Annotated in this window: 12 protein-coding genes, 1 tRNA gene and 1 pseudogene; 4 read left to right on the top strand and 10 right to left on the bottom strand. The window is 45.5% G+C overall.

Annotated features, from left to right (window positions below):
* Positions 1-27: 27 nt before the first annotated feature.
* The 8 genes and pseudogenes from druE to ACFQW4_RS04625 all read right to left on the bottom strand — a co-directional run bounded on the left by druE (position 28) and on the right by ACFQW4_RS04625 (position 12967).
* The gene (gene druE, locus ACFQW4_RS04660) at positions 28-5526 is read right to left on the bottom strand and encodes a Druantia anti-phage system protein DruE (protein ID WP_377724117.1); all 5499 of its coding nucleotides are present in this window, start codon (positions 5524-5526) and stop codon (positions 28-30) included.
* 11 nt (positions 5527-5537) lie between these two features.
* Complete coding sequence (locus ACFQW4_RS04655; RefSeq protein WP_377724115.1) at positions 5538-6566, bottom strand: hypothetical protein; 1029 nt, start codon at positions 6564-6566, stop codon at positions 5538-5540.
* 10 nt (positions 6567-6576) lie between these two features.
* Positions 6577-8460: a hypothetical protein gene (locus ACFQW4_RS04650; protein ID WP_377724113.1), complete on the bottom strand. Its 1884-nt coding sequence runs from the start codon at positions 8458-8460 to the stop codon at positions 6577-6579.
* Positions 8461-8471: 11 nt separating this feature from the next.
* Positions 8472-10121: a hypothetical protein gene (locus tag ACFQW4_RS04645; protein WP_377724111.1), complete on the bottom strand. Its 1650-nt coding sequence runs from the start codon at positions 10119-10121 to the stop codon at positions 8472-8474.
* Between the two features lie 21 nt (positions 10122-10142).
* Positions 10143-11357: a Druantia anti-phage system protein DruA gene (gene druA, locus ACFQW4_RS04640; RefSeq protein ID WP_377724109.1), complete on the bottom strand. Its 1215-nt coding sequence runs from the start codon at positions 11355-11357 to the stop codon at positions 10143-10145.
* An 83-nt stretch (positions 11358-11440) separates the two neighbouring features.
* Positions 11441-12119 (bottom strand): annotated as a pseudogene (locus tag ACFQW4_RS04635) (tyrosine-type recombinase/integrase); the annotation flags it as partial.
* Between the two features lie 172 nt (positions 12120-12291).
* A tRNA-Arg gene (locus ACFQW4_RS04630) sits at positions 12292-12368 on the bottom strand.
* Between the two features lie 95 nt (positions 12369-12463).
* Positions 12464-12967, bottom strand: a complete 504-nt coding sequence (locus ACFQW4_RS04625; protein WP_377724107.1) for a DUF1198 family protein — start codon at positions 12965-12967, stop codon at positions 12464-12466.
* A 175-nt stretch (positions 12968-13142) separates the two neighbouring features.
* On the opposite strand from ACFQW4_RS04625, the gene folD reads away from it, so the two are divergent.
* Positions 13143-14009 (top strand): bifunctional methylenetetrahydrofolate dehydrogenase/methenyltetrahydrofolate cyclohydrolase FolD, encoded by an 867-nt coding sequence (gene folD / locus ACFQW4_RS04620; protein ID WP_036648219.1) that lies wholly within the window; start codon positions 13143-13145, stop codon positions 14007-14009.
* Entirely contained in the window at positions 14009-14221 is a 213-nt protein-coding gene (gene ybcJ, locus ACFQW4_RS04615; protein ID WP_007890771.1) for a ribosome-associated protein YbcJ, read from the top strand. Before folD ends, ybcJ begins: the two co-directional genes overlap by 1 nt.
* 25 nt (positions 14222-14246) lie before the next feature.
* On the opposite strand, the gene ACFQW4_RS04610 is transcribed toward ybcJ, so the two are convergent.
* Both ACFQW4_RS04610 and cysS read right to left on the bottom strand, forming a co-directional pair.
* Entirely contained in the window at positions 14247-15353 is a 1107-nt protein-coding gene (locus ACFQW4_RS04610) for an AAA family ATPase (RefSeq protein WP_377724686.1), read from the bottom strand.
* Positions 15354-15386: 33 nt separating this feature from the next.
* Positions 15387-16772 (bottom strand): cysteine--tRNA ligase, encoded by a 1386-nt coding sequence (cysS, locus tag ACFQW4_RS04605; protein WP_350261632.1) that lies wholly within the window; start codon positions 16770-16772, stop codon positions 15387-15389.
* Positions 16773-17143: 371 nt separating this feature from the next.
* On the opposite strand from cysS, the gene ppiB reads away from it, so the two are divergent.
* Positions 17144-17638 (top strand): peptidylprolyl isomerase B, encoded by a 495-nt coding sequence (ppiB, locus tag ACFQW4_RS04600; protein ID WP_008103818.1) that lies wholly within the window; start codon positions 17144-17146, stop codon positions 17636-17638.
* Positions 17638-18354: a UDP-2,3-diacylglucosamine diphosphatase gene (locus ACFQW4_RS04595; RefSeq protein ID WP_377724104.1), complete on the top strand. Its 717-nt coding sequence runs from the start codon at positions 17638-17640 to the stop codon at positions 18352-18354. The genes ppiB and ACFQW4_RS04595 overlap by 1 nt, the downstream gene beginning before the upstream one ends.
* Positions 18355-18369: the final 15 nt, after the last annotated feature.

Here is an 18369-nt window from a genome sequence, read left to right as displayed (position 1 = left end):
GAAGTTAAGAGGCACTTAATATTGTGGTTATCGTAACAATTTTCTAACTTTGAGATGTGCTTGAGGAAGATTTGAACGGAGAAGATATTCGTTCAACGCCAAATGATCATCGACTTTTTTGCAATTACAAACACCATGCTCAAACTCAGGTCTGTCGATCAGGCCAGGATAGCTTCCCAAAGCTACAGAATGGCCATTTAAGGAAACGACCAAAGGCACGTTTAGGGCCCCATCCTCTAAACATTGAAAACCATCTAGCTCTAAGCTCGCCCTTAACTGCGACAGTTTTTCCACCTGAATATCATTTGAGGAACAACTCGGCACTTCACCGTATATTGCATAACGGAGCAAAGAAGCAGCTAGTTTTCTATCAAGGCGACTCTGGATGTGCTGATTATGGAAATGATTCAAACACTCTGTACAGGAAGTGTCACACTCACAACCTTCGAGTAAATCGAGTGTTGCTATAAGTATTTCGTCCAAGTTAGAAGCAGCGACCTCAGCATAACCAGCACCGCCAGATAAAGTATCATAAAGAAAAAGATCTAACGTCTGAGCGTCTTCTGCCTCAACAGGTAAAATCCTGAAACCAGAGCCGAACTCGGCCGGGTCGAGATCTAACTGTTTATGGCGGCTAGCTGCGAGTCGAAGTGCTTCAGCGATGGAGTATAACGCGTCCTCGTACATTCTAAGCACAATCACATTTGAAGTGTCAGTTACAAGTGGTGAATTAACAGTTAACCTTAGTAAAAGCAGATCAGTACGGAAATCATGCCCAAGAAAAACACGTTTATATTCACCAGAACATTGTGGCGGTGTCTCTTTGGTTTCATTATATCTATAAGGCCTTTTATGCGGCCCTTTTACTGGGGAGTAGGAATCAAAAACTGAAGCAGCACCACACTCAGTACATACGGAGAAACCACTGGATTGACCATCATTTTTCCCCCTATTCACCGTTACCAATTTCTGGTTAATTGCATGGGTAAAAAGGATATGCGCCCCACCGGTTCTGAATTCAAAATCTTCAGGATCAACGGGCTGAGGATACTGAGCTACTGTTGCATAAGTAATTTCTTGTTCTCTATCATCCTCATTCAGTTCTCTGGCATTTTCAGCTCCAAATACCTCGGGCTGAATCATTATCTCTTCTTTGAGAATACCTTCGCAAATTGGGCAAACATTATTATCATTCTGAGACTTATGAGGATCTCGAACAAAAGAACATTTATCACAATGAACAAATTTTTTAGATTTTTCGAATAATACTTTCGCTCTATTAATTTCTCCTCTCGAAGAATTGGAAAAAACTCCACCTGAACGATATGTCTTCCTATCAATGACAATTAGCCTTCCCGGTGCGTATTCACTAAGAGCCTGTGAAATTGATTGCTGCGGTTGTTGCACCGTACGAACCTCATAAGTTCCTCTGGAACTTTTTTCGATCTTTTCTACCAAGAAACTACAGAGGCTCGTAGGAAAAGCATAACTCGGTAATAGACCATGATAAAATAAGAATTCAAGCAACTCTTTTTGCTCAAATTTTTCTTCAATATCATCATCACTCTCTTGCTCCAAAAGAACAACTGGTAGTGGCACGTTTTCAGCTAAGCTATGAAGCTGGTTTAAAAACTCTTTTGAGACAGTAGATAACCACTCACCGAGAGAAAGTCCGTTAGTCTCAAGAACTGAAGGAAGCCATCTCTCAACACTCGCTCTCAGATCACCACTCTCGGATAGTATCCGATCCTCTACCCAGCGTTCGAAACAATCCAAATTTAGGCCAGTATCCTTTGCTCCGTGGAAAAAATCGCTAGTAGTGCCAAGCGATTTTTCCAATATAGATGTTTTTTCACTAGGGCTATTAACACCCTGTTCCATTTTTTCATGGAAAAATGTCTGAATCAAAAATGAATGTACGTGCCTTCTGGCTATTTTGGGATTATTAACTTTCACTTCAGGCGTTCTAGGAGCACCTGCGACGATGTACTCAGGATTAAGAAAATAATAACTGTCATGAGGACCATTTTGAGAATATGTCACGACCGTAGAAACAGAAGCACCTCGACGACCAGCACGACCTGCTCGTTGCTGATAATTTTCGCGTTGTGGTGGAACATTCCTTAGTGCTACAGCAACCAAAGAGCCAATATCAACACCTACCTCCATAGTAGTTGTACAACTAAGAACGTCGATAGGCCTATCAGAATTTTTAATTAGAACATCCTGAAATCGGAGTTCATAGAGTTCAGTAGTTGCATGAACACTAGCTCGATCTCTATGTGATAGCTGTGCTGTATGCTCTTCAACATTAAGGTTTAGAAGCCTTGAATGGGAAATCAAAGCATCCTCTACTGGTGAACGCCAAAATCCTTTTCTAGCTTTGATATAATTGCTTTCTAACGGATCAACTGATTTAACATTGTTACTACCACAGGCAAGACAAGTGGATTTGCCCAAAACTAATGGCATAAGTGCCGTACAATCTGGACACTGCATCCATATATGTGAAAGATCAATTTGTAAGCGAAGAGAATTTGGTGAAAGATACCACTCTTCATCTTTTCCAGATGCCAATTGATTACGGAAGATTTCTTCCAATTTATTTACTGCGGATTCATCCATAGCCGGATGAAGCTTTAGTGCTTTTCTCAAGGACTTTCCAAATTGCCCCTTACTCCCCCAATTTGGCTTATAGAAACCAGCTGCTTTGCAGCGTAAAGCTGAATCAATAGAATCATCAAAAGAAAATTCAGTGAGTAATGTATCAATCCAAGCAATAGCCAAGGCATTCATATCACTTTTTTCGATCTTAATATTTTCCCCCTGGACTTCCTTCCATATTCTTTCTTTTTTTGCCGGAAGCGGTTCGACGAACCCTACAGTAGTTCCTGAAAGTGAATAGTAGTTGCCACATAAAAGTTTAAGCAACGCCATTTTGTACCGAGACGGCGGATCCTTTGGTCTAAAATCATCATCAAAGGCCTCTGCTAGATCACTAGCATAGTCTCGCTCAAACTCAGTACGAGCCATTACAACCTTCCGAGAATCCTCTCCATCAAAAATGAGTAAATCATGTTCAGATAGAACTGATAGGAAAGCGAGGTAAAGAATAGGTGTTGGCCTAGGCTCTTTAGTAATATCTTTCAGCTTAGAGCAAGCGAGTGCAATGGATTGTCTGAATAAATCAAGTTCTATGTCTCTCGGAATATCACGCGCTAATCTAGCTGCTTTTTGGCGGCCGTCAGAAAAAATGAGTACTTTTTTTCCACCATTTGGGTGTGCAATATCCGTTGGACGGCTATCAGGCTGACGCGACATCTGCGTTCGAACTAATGTAGTAAAAGGGGCCTCACCTTTGGTCACATGATCCATAATCTTTGAGAGTTCATCAGTTTCACCTCTTGTCTTACGCATACAAACCGGACACTCATCGAATGTTATATCTGTGCCCGGCTTAAATCTGTCTGGTATAAATACCTTACGATACCCTAAGCTATTATTAGGGCATTGTTTAAAAAGACGCCCTGTTTCGATATGTAGCCACCGATCTTGATATTCACTATTGGGGTGTGGATTTTCCTCAACTAAAATCTCTAGAGAAACTAAATCTATACTTCCTTCCTCAGATAATGGTCCATTAGGTTGATGCCATACAAAATTCATTTCCGCATCTACATACCCACGAATAAATGCCGCACCACAATCACGATGGGTAAGTAATTCATAGATCCGCCCTTTTGATGAACATGTACAATGATCTAACGGTTTCGTATGCAAGCGTCCAAGTATTGTAGGCTTACTGTGATTTGCTAGCCGTTGATTACATTCGGGATCAATGCAGGAATAAAGACCAGGTAACCCCCTAAAAAAAAGATGCATACGAGTAGGAATCAGCACTCTATTATCAGAGCTTCGTTGAGCATAGCAGCCCAATGCAAGCAGTGAATCTAGAGCACGTATTGCCGTTTCTTGAGGGAAATTAGGGAAAATTTTTTCACTTAGAAAATTCAATCTCACTGCTTTTCCAGAAACGCTTTCAATTAGATTTTCAAGTGGCTCAAAACCGGTAAGTTTTTCAAACAACCAATTCCGTAACGTGTTATGATCTTTTATTATTGGTTTATCCCAACCGATTTTTTCAGCAAAAATATCTATTTCGCTTAGAGCAGAATGAATATTGTTAGCTACGTTATGAAATGAATTAAGATTAAATTCAGCCAGCGCTTTAAGTTCTTTTTGGGAAACCATTCGAGCGGGTGTTCTTACTTCCCGTGCACCTTCAATTATTCGAAATTTCCTTGAGGATGTTTCTGACAACCCAGTTAAATCTTGTGCAAAATTCTCACCATCCTCGATAGATCCAAGGCTTGCGCTAGTTAAAATACAACGCATTCGTTCTCGAGGGATATTCAAACGAGCACAAAGGCGGCGAATGAGAAGCGCTACTTCGGCTCCCCCTGCACCTCGATACATATGTGCCTCATCAAGCACGAGAATAAGTTCATTCTTATCGTCAGCTTTAAGCCAATCTCTTGTCTGTTCAAAAATGTTACGCTCAATTGGTCGCATCAACATATATTCAAGCATGGAATAGTTGGTTATCAACAACTCTGGGCATCTATCCTGGATCTCATGCCTAGTCATTAATTCACGATCCCCTGATTGTGTAATTAATCTCTCACTCCAATTGTTTGAAACATATTGCTTCCCTTTATTTTTACCTGATTTGTAAGTCTTTGTCTGGGATAAACCTAGCCCATAAAAAGTATTTAAGTCTTTACTTGGCCAACGACCAATTTTTTCAAGTGCCTCTCGCACAGGAGCATTGTCTGCAATCTTATTATAAAACTCTTCGAATAATGGCTTAATGTACTGTTCGTCTCGTTTAGAACTTCGGCGCCCTGGGTAAGGAGTTCTTCCAGTATATCCGCCAAAGCGTACAGGAAAGCCTCTTCCAGCCATAAGCACTTTAGATGCCTCTGAATCACCAAAAAGACGCCTAATACGAGCTAACTGATCATTTACTAATGCATTCATCGGGTATAGCAAAATAGCTCTACAACCTGGCATAGATGCAGACTTAGGTCTTTCAGTTGCCTCAATCGCCAAATTACCGATGATAGGCATCAAGAAACTTTCCGTTTTACCGGAGCCGGTACCCGTGGCTATGACTAAATCTGATTTTTCATCCCCAAGAAATGAAGTAAGTGCTTGAGATTGATGTTGATAAGGGCGTGGGTAAAGACCAACTCCCATTTCCGATAACTGAGTCAAAATATCACGTGCAACTTTAGGAATAGGTAATTTACTATATGTTATTCCAGATTCATAAACTGGTGTTGCTTCAATATACGGAACTTGTGCAATTGTTTCGTCTTTCTGAAGTAGAGCCCGACGTTCATCGATTAGGCCTTCATCACGAATATGATATTGCGCTTCAATATATTGCCGCAAATTATCGGTTAGACTTCTCACTGTCTCATGTATGCCAGAACGATCAGATACTTTATTTTTATCAATCATAATTTATTCCGTCATTTAGATTCATTAACTAAAACAATTCCGAGTCCTTCAAAACTACAACGCACTATCGGTAATACTTCCTCAGGAAATACATAGTGTGCTATCCAAGAGGGCTCATATTTATGGACTGACTCACGCCAGCCAAGCATAAGCACCTTTGACTCTCTTCTTGGCAATGGTCTAACCAGTTTCATTCTTATTAGTCCATTATCTTTATTTATTTTTATTTTCAATGAACAATTTTCCCGCATATCCTGATAGAAGCGTAATCTCCTAGCATCATCAGATGACTCCAAAGAACTCATCCTCGATAGTTCCCCATCCACGAACTCCCCCAAAAAATATGAGAAACGGGTACCAATAGAGAGCCTGCATAACAATATAATTTTTTCACAATAAGATATTTCCGACAACTTAAACCAACGACCTTTCAAATATACAGTTACATCTCCGATATTATTAGGAACATCCGTTAATCGAGAGCATGTATGCGAAAACAGATTTGACATCCATATTTCATGACTCTCAAGTGGAGCTCCTATCCACTCATTTGCATCCCATAGTTCTACTATTCCTTTGCAAGCTCTTTGTTCGACTAGTCTTACTCTACCAATAGTTTTTACATCCATGCCTATTGGAAGAGCATATGCAGGATCTCCACCAAGCAAAATGGCCATATCATTATCAACACGGATAGCATGCAAAGGTGCAGTCAACCATTTACCGCCCTCTAACCTAATCATGTCACCTAATTCGGCCATACTTTCAAGCACTGCCAAAGCCCCAGGATAAATGACATTGCTACAATCTAAAACGTCTGGCCATAACGGCGCTAGCTTTCGCCTTACTGCATTAGTGAGGCGAAGCGAGGCTACAGCTACTCTAGTATCCTTAATATCAGATACAGAATATTGGTACAATACACTTCTCAAACACTCAGATATGATTGAAATTCTCAATCCTTCACTAGAAAGTTGGCATTTTATCGCAGCCGAAATTATTTTAAGAGATTCTTCTCGTGATACTGCCGTCCATTCCATGCCATTCCTCTCACGCAGATAACTTTTCACCACGTCCTGTTAACTCACGCTCAGCAATACTTGTAATTTTTTCAACTGGCCCATTTTTGACACGAGCCCAAGGCAAGGTATAATAGAATAAAACAGAATAAAGATCATAAGTTGAATTTCCATCAGGAATACTTATGAGCGATATATAAAAACGGCTGATCATTCTTTTCCATAAATTACCGCCATCAAAGTCAGATTCTTCCAATAAATCTCTCAACTCACTGATATCCTCTCTAGTCACATCTGATTGTATACCTTCAATTTCAGACCATTTTCCCTTTGAAAAAACCCCGAGTTTTAACTTTGGCAAAATAACAGAGACGCCACGAAGTTTTAATGTATCTGTATCAATTACTGGACCTAACTCAGCTAACATTCCACCGTCAGGAAATACAGCATGACCTTGTTTCCAGGTAGCAATCAGTGCAAGATGATCATAATCTGTTGGGTATATTTGACGCTGAGCCACAATATCTCTAATTGCAGTGCCATATATTTCAAATGCTGAAAGGTTAGCACCTTTCAAAACTAGGCAATGTGACGAATTGGCTGCAGACTGAACAAAATCAAAAGCAGTAGCATCAGAAATAAGTCCTACTGGAACTCTCCATTCATGATAGAGAGGAGCTCCTACAGCAGAAGCAATCGCATCAGCTACTATATCGGCTAGAGAACCGCACAATTGAACTATCTGACCTGAAATAAATGCAGCAAGTACTAATCTAGCTACATCTCTAGATGATTCTTTATTCAGACCAACAGATTGAAGATTTGATGAAATAATATTAAACGCTTCTTCGTGAGTTGATATATGTTCAACCGACTCAATGGTTTTATTTTCATGAATTTCATTGCATTGGGAATAAATCAAACCCGAACTTTTTTTTTCGAAATTAGAGTCAAGGATATCAATTCTTTCAGTGAGTAATTTATAAGTCTCATTATTATCAATAACAGCGTTATTGCGTTCTTTTTCATAAATACTCTCTAATGAATTTTGAATCTCAACAATCTTGTTATTTATACAATCTAGAGCTTTGCCATACTCGTAAAATTCATCTATAACTGAATCATAGGTGTTATTTTTAATTATGATTTTTTCTAAATTTAAATATATATCCTTCTTAGAAATGAATAGTTCATCGACGGCCTTATTTACCTTATCATTTCTTTTCACCTCTTTTTCTATTGTATTTTTCAAATCAATGAGCGAATTTAGATTAATTTCATTATTCTTTGCATATTTTTTTAACTCTGAGGCAAGTGAACTAGTTGCTGATTTGAGTGATTTAATACTACTTTCATTATCTTCAATAATATATTTTTCTAGTTCAATACGCTCTTCTAGCTCATCTAATCTAATGGGAAGAGCATCGAGTGCATTATCACGAGCAAGTATCCTCGCTGGCCGAAAAAACTCAAATGCTGCTGTAATTTTTGAATCATTAGTAAACCCGCTAAAAGAATAAAGACGTTCAACATCCTCTCTTGACACATTAGGAAAGGTATCTGCAAGTTCCTTAATAAAAATCAAGCCAGTACCAGGTTCAACCCCCTTCTCTTCACATATTGTAAATGGCTTACCTATTTTTTCTTCTGCCCATAGTTTCCAAAAAAGAGCAAAACTTTTCCATGCATATGTCTCCTCAGAAGAGGAATGAGTCTGAAACATGTATCCAATGAGACGCTTCTGCTTCTCTTTTATTTCTAATGGTTGGCCTACTCTGAACCCAGGAACTTTAGGCATAAGGCTGTATACCTTGCGTCGAAGGGCAATAGGAACCTCCCCAATAAAATCAATAATATCGGACTGTCCTAACTTACGGACTCTCTCCTTTGCCTCTTGGCTATATTGGTAACTCATGAAAAGGCACCTTATCTAAAGCGATTAAATTCAAATCCACTGGCAATAACTTCTTTTACCAATGCTCGATAATGGGGTAATAGGTGTTTTTTAGGGTTTAATTTTTCCAATACTTCAAGTAATTTAGAATCATTAACCATGAAAATTTCAATATTAATTGATTGCATCTGCAATATGAAACTCAATATACGAAGACGTAGGCTCGATGATATTGCATTACTTACGACAATATCTTTCCCAAGGTTATTAAAGCCAGTAAGATGTAATGTCCCTAGTCCTTTAAAATCAATATCCAGATTATAATTCACATCAGATAAGCATTGAGATAACTTAGAAAAGGCATCAGAACGTAGCAACCTCATATTGCTATCATGAGGAGCCACATGATTACTTGAGAAAAGATTGATGCGACTACTCTCTTTTTTTCCCTGTATTTTGGCCGTCCCTTCGGCCCCAGAAGGCATAGACAAGTACTCTAACTTATAACCTAACAGTCGAGCTTCCTTTGTAAGTTCAACACACCTTCTCTGATGCAATGAGACTATTTCTCTCACACCATTTTTTTTTGTATAAACTAAATCAACTGAAGGATATTTATGATTTTTAACCTCATTAGTAAAAAAAGAATAATATTTTTTAATATTTTGATCATTTGAAGCTGATACTCCTACTATGTCACTATTATCGGGGGTAAGAGTAAATAATGCCGGTGATTTTTCTACTCCAATCGCTGAGATTACAGAAGAGGCCCCTTGAGCACACATTGTCGGCCCAGGTTCATTGGGTGTTGTCGAAATCATATTCGCAGACAATAGTAAGAAATTGGAATGAATGCACTCGACCTGATTAATACTAATGTCTTGAGTTAGGAATGGCCAAATAGCTGTAATAGAAGCTTTTGCAGGAATAATTGGAAGACGTGTGAAGGAGTTAAGCCATGAAATGCTCTCTGGGGAAAGAGTTTCAGGTATTGTCACAATGGCTAAATTCCATCCTTGCCTACTAACTAGACTATCAATGTCTAATTCATCAGGAAATCCGGGACTTTCAGGCTCTCGCCAAAGGAAAGCGAAGGTTTCAGTGCATCTTAATTCCTGCGCCAGAGGAAATCCGTTCGATGCCCCACCTCCCATTGCGGTGAATACAGCAGCTCCTACTGAGGGTAGTCCCGGACATTCCCTTTCCACTTCTGTAACAAACTCAGGATCAGGATTACCAGAAAAAGATACTATACGATATGGTCTAGCTGAGAGCTCAGCACTAATCTGACGGCGCGTTACCATACCTCTCATATCAATCGTTTGAGATCTTCCCCCTACGTCAAGAATGACCTTAGCTTGACATAATTTACAAGTGGGTAATGCTAGCTCTAATGACCATTCTCGAATCTTTTTGGCAGTGGAGATCAACAAACGCAGCTCCATACGCCGCTTTACAATATCGTTGATATTTTCTTTTATAGTGAAGGACAAATGCGCAGGGACAAAATTTTCACAGTCGAGTGTGCCATATCCGCGAAAATGGGCAAAATAAGGAGGTATTATTTTCCCCCGTCGGAGACTAACTCCTTTTTTACAAACTGGGCATATATACCGACTATATCTCAATGCTCGAGAAGCCGATACTAACATCCCATTAGCCTCGTTAATGGCGTAGTCCATTACCCTTTCCCCCACCAAAGGTTAACTAATAGTCTTTTTTTTATCAGTTTCCACTTCCAAGCTCAACCAATCATTATCAATAAAATCAAAAAGATAATCTGAATTCCAAGAACGATACTCAGTTTTGCGTATTGATCGAGGAATCATCCACCTCTCCATAGCTCGCTCAGCGATGTCTTTCGCAGAAAGCAATGATGTAAGATCTGGTTTACCTCTACCCGTTTGCAGAATATTAGTTGCATTATCAGCTAACTGACTGATAAATACTTCGCGTTGGATTCCATGTTTCATCATATCATCCCTAAATCCTAGCGCATTTAAAGCCGCCTTCATCGTTCGTAGACGCCAGTTGGGACCATTCCCAAACATATGGTGATCTGCATAGCGATGATCCATGTCACGCAGGTAATCACGTAATTCAATAAACAAGCTATCAGGTATGTGAAAATGCCCCCAACCGCCAGTATAACCAATAGGTTCCATATACTGAATTCCATCAAGTTTTAATCTGTTATATACAGAAGATCGCCCCATCGATGATGTAGTTGTAATTGCTAAAAGACGGGCTCTCTTCTTCTTTTGAGATATAACCCCCACACTGTTGCCATACACTCTTGCAAAGTCATCATATAACTCGCGACTACGAAGTAGGCAAGCTATAAGTTTTCCTCCAAGCAGAAAATTATAAGGTGGAAGTGCGCCAAGCACATACGCATCCATCACATTAACAAGTCTTGAGCTTCTATCCTCTGTACTCCAACCAATCAATCTATCCCTGACGGCAAGATTGAAAACGGGGTCACCAATAGCAATTAACCCTATCAATTTTCCATTACTTTCATCCCAAACAAGGTATCGGAGACGCCTTCCAAATCCGTTTGAAACCGGCACAGACCAAGTTAATGCCGCTAATCTAAACAGATCGCCTTGCCAAGTTCCTGATGACACCCGCTCAAGAACAGGCAATATCTTGTCAGGAATAACGTCCTGACCAGATGCAAAAAATTTCAATAATTTTGAGGACTTGACTGCTATGAAATTTTGGTTTGCAGCAAGTCGCTCAGCCCGCTGAGCGCTATGAAGGGTCCTGATTACCTCTTTCGTGTTTCCTGGGGCCTGTAGCGCTCCTGCATCAGATTTTGTAAATCCCAATGATTGCAAATGTTCTCGAACCTTCTTTTTTAACCGGGCTTCACGCAGGTTCACATTAACTATTATTGAGGGATCTTTGTGCATTTTTCTCACGCTCCAATTAATATTTGCCGCATTAAATTTGACTTAAGGTTATTCCTGATTATGCCTGGATCATATTCGGGGTCAGGGTCACCAGAATAGGCCTCTAACGCCTGCAAAAACTCAGGCAATTCTTCCGCAAGCAGATGAGGGAAATGTTGTGACTTTGGCGCTGCCAAAGCACTGGATAGTTCAGAAGCAGAATTGTTCTCCGCTCGGCCAGTAACAATCGAGTACCTGAATACTTGATTACAGGCCCGTCGAATTTTGCGCAATTTGTCGAGAACACCGCGCTTTTCTAACTTACGCAGAGTCGTCAGCATCTCCAGCGGCTTTATCTCTGCAATGGGTCGCTTGCCGAGATCTCGTAAGATGTCGTTCTCAAATGCTTCCATCAAATCATCCACGTAGCCTTTCGACCATCCGGCACGCTTATATTCATGCCATTCCAGCGCGATAGCTTTGAAGTTATTTTCAACACTCGCCTTCTGCGCCAGTTTATCAACACGTTTCTCCTCGCTTGGATCTCCGCCAAGCGCGACAATCTTACGTGCTTCCCCTCGCTTCAAACGAGCATCAGCCAATGAGATATCGGTATAAATACCGATAGAGAGCTTTTTCTCTTTACCCAGCACGCGATATTTTAAGCGCCAATATTTAGCACCGTTAGGTTTGATCAGCAGGTAGTAGAGCCCGCCGCCATCCGTTAATTTATATTCTTTCTCTTGGTTTTGCAGTGTCGATCTGCCGTGCATTTAGTGGCATAGGGGCCCCTAATTGCCATTGAACGAGATGAGCCCCCAAAAGGCCCCCAGATACCAAGTGATTTGAGTTGAACTGAATAGACTTTGGTTGAGCTCGCGACAGAAAAATCCAGCGATATTAGGGAGTAAAAATCAAAAAAAGAGAGTCTAATGGAAGAGTGTTGACTTCAAAATGGTACGCCCTACAGGATTCGAACCTGTGACCTACGGCTTAGAAGGCCGGTGCTCTATCCAGCTGAGCTAAGGGCGCATAGTGATTGGGTCGGATTATACGTCCAGCGGCTCGCGCGTCAACGTTTTTGCCTCCCACGCGCAGCGGAGTGCTGCCAGATTAACCAAAACCCCTTAATGCCGCTTGCGCCATTCGCTCATCGACACAAGATTCCCGCCCTGCTCCGTTTCTCCTTCCAGCTCAATCCCTTGCTGCGTGAAGTGTGCATTGTACTGGTCGCGCAGCGCATGCAGTTCCTGGCTGTCCGGCTCCATCTGGCGCAAGAACCCCAACGCCAGCAACAGCTGTTGCCTCGATATCAACGCTGAAAATCCCGCCCGGCTCAAAATGCCGTGCCAGCGCTGCCTATTCTCGTCGCTGCCATCAACAATCAGCACCTGCCAAATCAGCAGCACCGCCGCGCCATTATGCAGATGCGTGTCGTTATCGCCCGCGATGTAATCGGTAAACTCTTTTGCCGCCTCTTTGCCCATCAGCGACAACATTGATTCGATATGCACCGGCGGCAGCTGCAACCGTTTATTAAGCGCCTGCACCGCATGGCGCGAGCTGGCCGTCAGCAGCTGAAAACCTACCACGAACACCACCGCCAGCGTGGCGAGAATTAACCAAATCATCACGTCATCCATCTCATTCACTGCCGGGCATCATAAGCGCTAACGCGGGCGGGCGCCACGGCGAAAAATCGGGAAAGCGGCGTTGATGGCGAATCTCTACCTGACAGCCGCACGCGCTTCTGACAGAATAGGCGCCATCCCCGATCTAACCCTCTACAGATGGATTTCCTCTCTGATGGCAGCAAAAATTATTGACGGTAAAACGATTGCGCAGCAGGTGCGCCTTGAGGTTGCCGAAAAAGTACAGCAGCGTTTGGCGGCCGGTAAACGTGCGCCCGGTTTGGCAGTTGTGCTGGTGGGTGAAAACCCGGCTTCGCAGATTTATGTCGCCAGCAAACGTCGTGCTTGTGATGAAGTGGGCTTCATCTCCCGCTCCTACGATCTGCCCGCCACCACCAGCGAAGCCGAGCTGCTGGAGCTGATTGATACGCTCAACAACGATAACGACATCGACGGCATTCTGGTGCAGCTGCCGCTGCCAGCCGGCATCGATAACGTCAAAGTGCTGGAGCGCATCGTGCCGGACAAAGATGTGGATGGCTTCCATCCGTACAACGTCGGTCGTCTGTGCCAGCGCGCACCGAAGCTGCGTCCATGTACGCCGCGCGGCATCGTCACCTTGCTGGAGCGCTACAATATCGATACTTACGGCCTGAACGCCGTAGTGGTTGGCGCATCGAATATCGTTGGCCGTCCGATGAGCATGGAGCTGCTGCTCGCCGGTTGTACCACCACCGTCACGCACCGTTTCACCAAAGATCTGCGTCATCACGTTGAGCACGCCGATCTGCTGGTGGTGGCTGTCGGCAAGCCGGGCTTTATTCCGGGCGACTGGATCAAGCCGGGCGCGGTGGTGATTGATGTGGGTATCAACCGTCTCGACAGCGGCAAAGTGGTCGGCGATGTGGAGTTCGAAGCGGCTGCTGAGCGCGCCTCGTACATTACGCCCGTTCCAGGCGGCGTCGGTCCAATGACGGTCGCGACATTGATCCAAAACACGCTAACGGCGTGTGAAGAATTTCACGACATTGAGGAGGCATAATGGCCAGTTTTTCTCTCGGTAAACATGCCCACGTAGATTTGTGCGACCTGCTGAAACTCGAAGGTTGGGTGCAAAGCGGTGCGCAGGCGAAAGCGGTGATTGCGGAAGGCGAAGTGCGCGTCGATGGCGCAGTTGAAACGCGTAAGCGCTGCAAGATTGTTGAAGGCCAGAAGGTCGAGTTTGCGGGCTTTAAGATTACGGTTGTTGCCTGACCTTTAGGCGTCCCAATCGGGACGCCTAAATCCGCTCTTCCCCCACCACCCGAGTTTCCCCTTCAATTTGCTCCAGCGCGATATGATTCACCGCCGTATGCTGCGCAATCAGCGTCGCCAGTTTCGGTGAATGGCTGGTGATCCACAGTTGGCTAAACTGGCTGGCTTCGGCGATCAGTCGTGCTAATGCAGGCAACAAATCTTCATGCAAACTGTTTTCCGGTTCATTCAGCGCCATAAACGCCGGCGGACGCGGGCTGAGCAGCGCCACCACTAAGCAGAGAAAGCGCAGCGTGCCATCCGAGAACTCGGCGCTCTCCAGCGGACGCAAAATCCCCCGCCGTGACATCAGCATCTGAAAACGCCCGTTCTGCACATCAACGTGAAATTCCGTGTCCGGGAAGGCTTCGGCCATCACCTCGAGCAGTAATTCGGAATGACCGCGTTCAACAATTGTGGCCCAGGCTGCGGCCAAATTGCTGCCATCGTGGCTCAGTACCGGCGCGCGCACGCCAATCTGCGGCGCACGAATCGGCGAACCGGGCCACACCGCAAACTCATGATAGAAACGCCACTGGCGCAGCCTTTCACGTACCTGCGAAAGCTCGGGATAAAGGTGCGGCTCGCCCAGTTGCCCAAACAGCGACTCTTCCGGATGCAGCACCGCAGGATAAGCAACGCGTTCGCCCTCAACGTTGTGCAGGAAAGCGGTTTGATTTTGCCGCTGCAGGATGCAGGAGGAAGGACGCCGACGCTGGCCGCTCATCCATATACGCTCCTCTTTCACCAGCGGATCGAGGTTAAACATGCTGGTGGCTAACGGCTCAGGAAAACCGATATCCAGCTGATAATCCATATCATCCATCACTACCGCAAGCGCCAGACGTTTAGGATCGTGGCGACGATCGCCGCGCCGTAATCCGCCCGCCCACATCGCTTTCTGGATGCCGCCCTCTTCCGCCAGCGCCAGCGCTAAAAGTCCGCTCGCCGCTTCGTGTAGCAATCGCACCGCTTTATACAGGTTAGATTTGCCGCAGCCGTTCGGGCCGCTCACCACGTTGAGCTGTTGCAGCGGTAGCGTCAGGTCGCGCACCGAGCGGAAGCCGTGAATATGAATCTGTTCAATCGCCATCAATAAAAAAGGGCGATTTCTCGCCCTCTCCGGTTATTTGCGTCGCCAGCTGGAACCTTGCGGCCCATCCTCAACGATCACGCCCAACTCATTGAGCTTATCGCGCGCCACATCCGCCTGCGCCCAATCTTTGGCTGCACGCGCGTCGGAACGGGCTTTTACCCAATGCTCGATTTCCGCCACTTCATCATCATTCACCTGCGCACCGCTCTGCAGGAACTGCTCGGGATCCTGCTGCAGAATGCCGAGCACGTTAGCGATCTGGCGCAGTTTCGCCGCCAGCGCATCAGCGGAGGCTTTGTCTTCAGTCTTCAGACGATTAACTTCACGCGCCATATCGAACAGCACCGAATAGGCTTCCGGCGTGTTGAAGTCGTCATCCATCGCGGTACGGAAACGCGCTTCGAAATCTTCGCCACCCGACGCCGTAGCATTGGCATCGGTATGACGCAGCGCGGTGTACAAGCGCTCGAGCGCCGCACGCGCCTGGTTGAGGTTGTCTTCGCCGTAGTTGAGCTGGCTGCGATAGTGTCCCGACATCAGGAAGTAACGCACGGTTTCGGCATCGTAGTGCTGCAACACATCGCGCACGGTGAAAAAGTTATCCAGCGATTTCGACATCTTCTCGCGATCAACCATCACCATGCCGGAGTGCATCCAGTAATTTACATACGGGCCATCGTGCGCACAGGTGGATTGCGCCACTTCGTTTTCATGGTGCGGGAACATCAGGTCCGAACCGCCGCCGTGAATGTCGAAATGGGTGCCAAGCTGTTTGCAGTTCATCGCCGAACATTCGATGTGCCAGCCGGGACGGCCGTTGCCCCACGGCGAGTTCCACGCCGGTTCGTCGGCTTTGGACATCTTCCACAGCACGAAGTCCATCGGATTGCGCTTCACATCCGCCACTTCGACGCGCGCGCCGGCCTGCAGCTGCTCCAGATCCTGACGCGACAGCACGCCGTAATCTTTGTCGCTCATCACGTCGAACATCACGTCGCCGTTGTCCGCCACGTACGCGTGCTTACGCTCAATCAGCCTGCCAACCAGCTCGATGATTTCATCGATATGGCGGGTGGCGCGCGGCTCCAGATCCGGCGGCAAAATGCCAAGCGCGGCGAAATCGTTGTGCATCTCGGCGATCATGCGGTTGGTCAGCGTTTCGATGCTTTCCCCGTTTTGATTGGCACGTTTAATGATTTTGTCATCGATATCGGTGATGTTACGCACATACTTCAGCTGATAGCCCACGTAACGCAGATAACGCGCCACCACGTCGAATGCCACAAATGTACGCCCATGGCCGATATGACAGAGGTCGTAAACCGTGATACCACACACGTACATACCGACTTGACCGGCATGGATGGGTTTGAATTCCTCTTTCTGTCGACTCAGGGTGTTATAAATCTTTAGCATTGAACGGTTCCGTTTATTTACGTGTGCGGGAATAGAACTATCAAAAATCTTGCTGTTTATTGCGTCAAGCCAACCAGTTAACAACTGTAATCCGTGACTGCACATTCCGTAGCGGCGCGATTTATCGCGCAATAAATTGCGCCGCTACGGAATGTGCGCGCTATGAGAACGGTTTTCATCTCTTAACTGACAAACATCAAGCCGGTTATTGTGCCGTATTTTTCTGACTTGTGCATCGCTCGCTTGCCAACTGCCGTCCGGTTACTGACGCGTTATTGGAAATTGTGATATAAGAAGCGTCTACAAAAATGCCCCGCCGCCTTACAGGCGTGGCAGTTGATACTGACGACAACCTTGACAGGAAGAAAATAATGGTCACTTTCCAGACGAACCATGGCGATATCGTAATCAAAACTTTCGATGACAAAGCGCCGGCTACCGTGAAGAACTTCCTGGAATACTGCGCGGAAGGTTTTTACGATAACACTATCTTCCATCGCGTAATCAACGGTTTCATGATTCAGGGCGGCGGTTTTGAGCCTGGCATGAAGCAGAAAGATACCAAAGCAGACATCCGCAACGAAGCGAACAACGGCCTGAAAAACACCAAAGGCACCCTGGCGATGGCGCGTACTCAGGCGCCACACTCTGCAACGGCCCAGTTCTTCATCAACGTGGCAGACAACGACTTCCTGAACTTCCGTGACGAAAGCCTGCAAGGCTGGGGTTACTGCGTGTTCGCTGAAGTGGTTGAAGGCATGGACGTGGTTGAGAAAATCAAAGCGGTGAAAACCGGCCGCAGCGGCATGCACCAGGACGTTCCGGTTGAAGATGTTGTCATCCAGAAAGTGACTGTTAGCGAGTAATGTCGCGCACGCTGTTTATCGCAGATCTGCATCTGTGTCATGAAGAACCGGCAATTACTGCCGGTTTTCTGCATTTTTTGCAGGGTGAAGCGCGCACGTGCGATGCGCTTTACATCCTCGGCGATCTGTTTGAAGCCTGGATCGGCGACGACGATCCTAATCCGCTGCATCAGCAGATCGCTGCGGCGCTCAAAGCCTTGCCGGTACCGAAATTCTTCATCCACGGTAATCGCGACTTCCTGCTCGGCCAGCGTTTTGCGCGTGCCAGCGGCATGACGTTGCTGCCGGAAGAAAAGGTGCTCGATCGCTACGGACATCGTGTGTTGATCATGCACGGCGATACCTTGTGCACCGACGATGCAGGCTATCAGCGTTTCCGCGCCAAAGTGCATCAGCGCTGGTTGCAGCGTCTGTTCCTCGCGTTGCCGCTGCGTCTGCGCATGCGCATTGCCGCGCGCATGCGCAATGGCAGCAAGCAGGCGAATCAGCATAAATCGGTCAGCATCATGGACGTCAATCAGTCCGCGGTGGAAGCCGCGATGACGCGCCAACAGGTGGCGATTCTGATTCACGGCCACACGCATCGTCCCGCCATTCACGCCTTCCTGCTGCACGGCAAAAGCGCCCAGCGCGCGGTGCTGGGGGCCTGGCATGAGAGCGGATCGATGATTCAGCTTGATGCCAACGGCGTAAGCCTGATCGAATTCCCCTTCTGAAATCCGGGCATCAAT

It is taken from the genome of Pantoea sp. GCM10028869 (genome assembly GCF_042666835.1).
In the GTDB taxonomy this organism is placed as follows: Bacteria; Pseudomonadota; Gammaproteobacteria; order Enterobacterales; family Enterobacteriaceae; genus Pantoea; species Pantoea leporis.
Note: the sequence above shows the minus strand (reverse complement) of the source record. Positions and strands in the feature narration are given on the sequence as shown.

What these genes read in the sequence shown, in the direction of transcription:
- ACFQW4_RS04645 (WP_377724111.1), bottom strand. Translation starts at nt 10,121, where the DNA reads ATGGACTACGCCATTAACGAGGCTAATGGGATGTTAGTATCGGCTTCT.
- druE (WP_377724117.1), bottom strand. Translation starts at nt 5,526, where the DNA reads ATGATTGATAAAAATAAAGTATCTGATCGTTCTGGCATACATGAGACA.
- folD (WP_036648219.1), top strand. Translation starts at nt 13,143, where the DNA reads ATGGCAGCAAAAATTATTGACGGTAAAACGATTGCGCAGCAGGTGCGC.
- ACFQW4_RS04655 (WP_377724115.1), bottom strand. Translation starts at nt 6,566, where the DNA reads ATGGAATGGACGGCAGTATCACGAGAAGAATCTCTTAAAATAATTTCG.
- ybcJ (WP_007890771.1), top strand. Translation starts at nt 14,009, where the DNA reads ATGGCCAGTTTTTCTCTCGGTAAACATGCCCACGTAGATTTGTGCGAC.
- druA (WP_377724109.1), bottom strand. Translation starts at nt 11,357, where the DNA reads ATGCACAAAGATCCCTCAATAATAGTTAATGTGAACCTGCGTGAAGCC.
- ACFQW4_RS04610 (WP_377724686.1), bottom strand. Translation starts at nt 15,353, where the DNA reads ATGGCGATTGAACAGATTCATATTCACGGCTTCCGCTCGGTGCGCGAC.
- ACFQW4_RS04595 (WP_377724104.1), top strand. Translation starts at nt 17,638, where the DNA reads ATGTCGCGCACGCTGTTTATCGCAGATCTGCATCTGTGTCATGAAGAA.
- ACFQW4_RS04625 (WP_377724107.1), bottom strand. Translation starts at nt 12,967, where the DNA reads ATGATTTGGTTAATTCTCGCCACGCTGGCGGTGGTGTTCGTGGTAGGT.
- cysS (WP_350261632.1), bottom strand. Translation starts at nt 16,772, where the DNA reads ATGCTAAAGATTTATAACACCCTGAGTCGACAGAAAGAGGAATTCAAA.
- ppiB (WP_008103818.1), top strand. Translation starts at nt 17,144, where the DNA reads ATGGTCACTTTCCAGACGAACCATGGCGATATCGTAATCAAAACTTTC.
- ACFQW4_RS04650 (WP_377724113.1), bottom strand. Translation starts at nt 8,460, where the DNA reads ATGAGTTACCAATATAGCCAAGAGGCAAAGGAGAGAGTCCGTAAGTTA.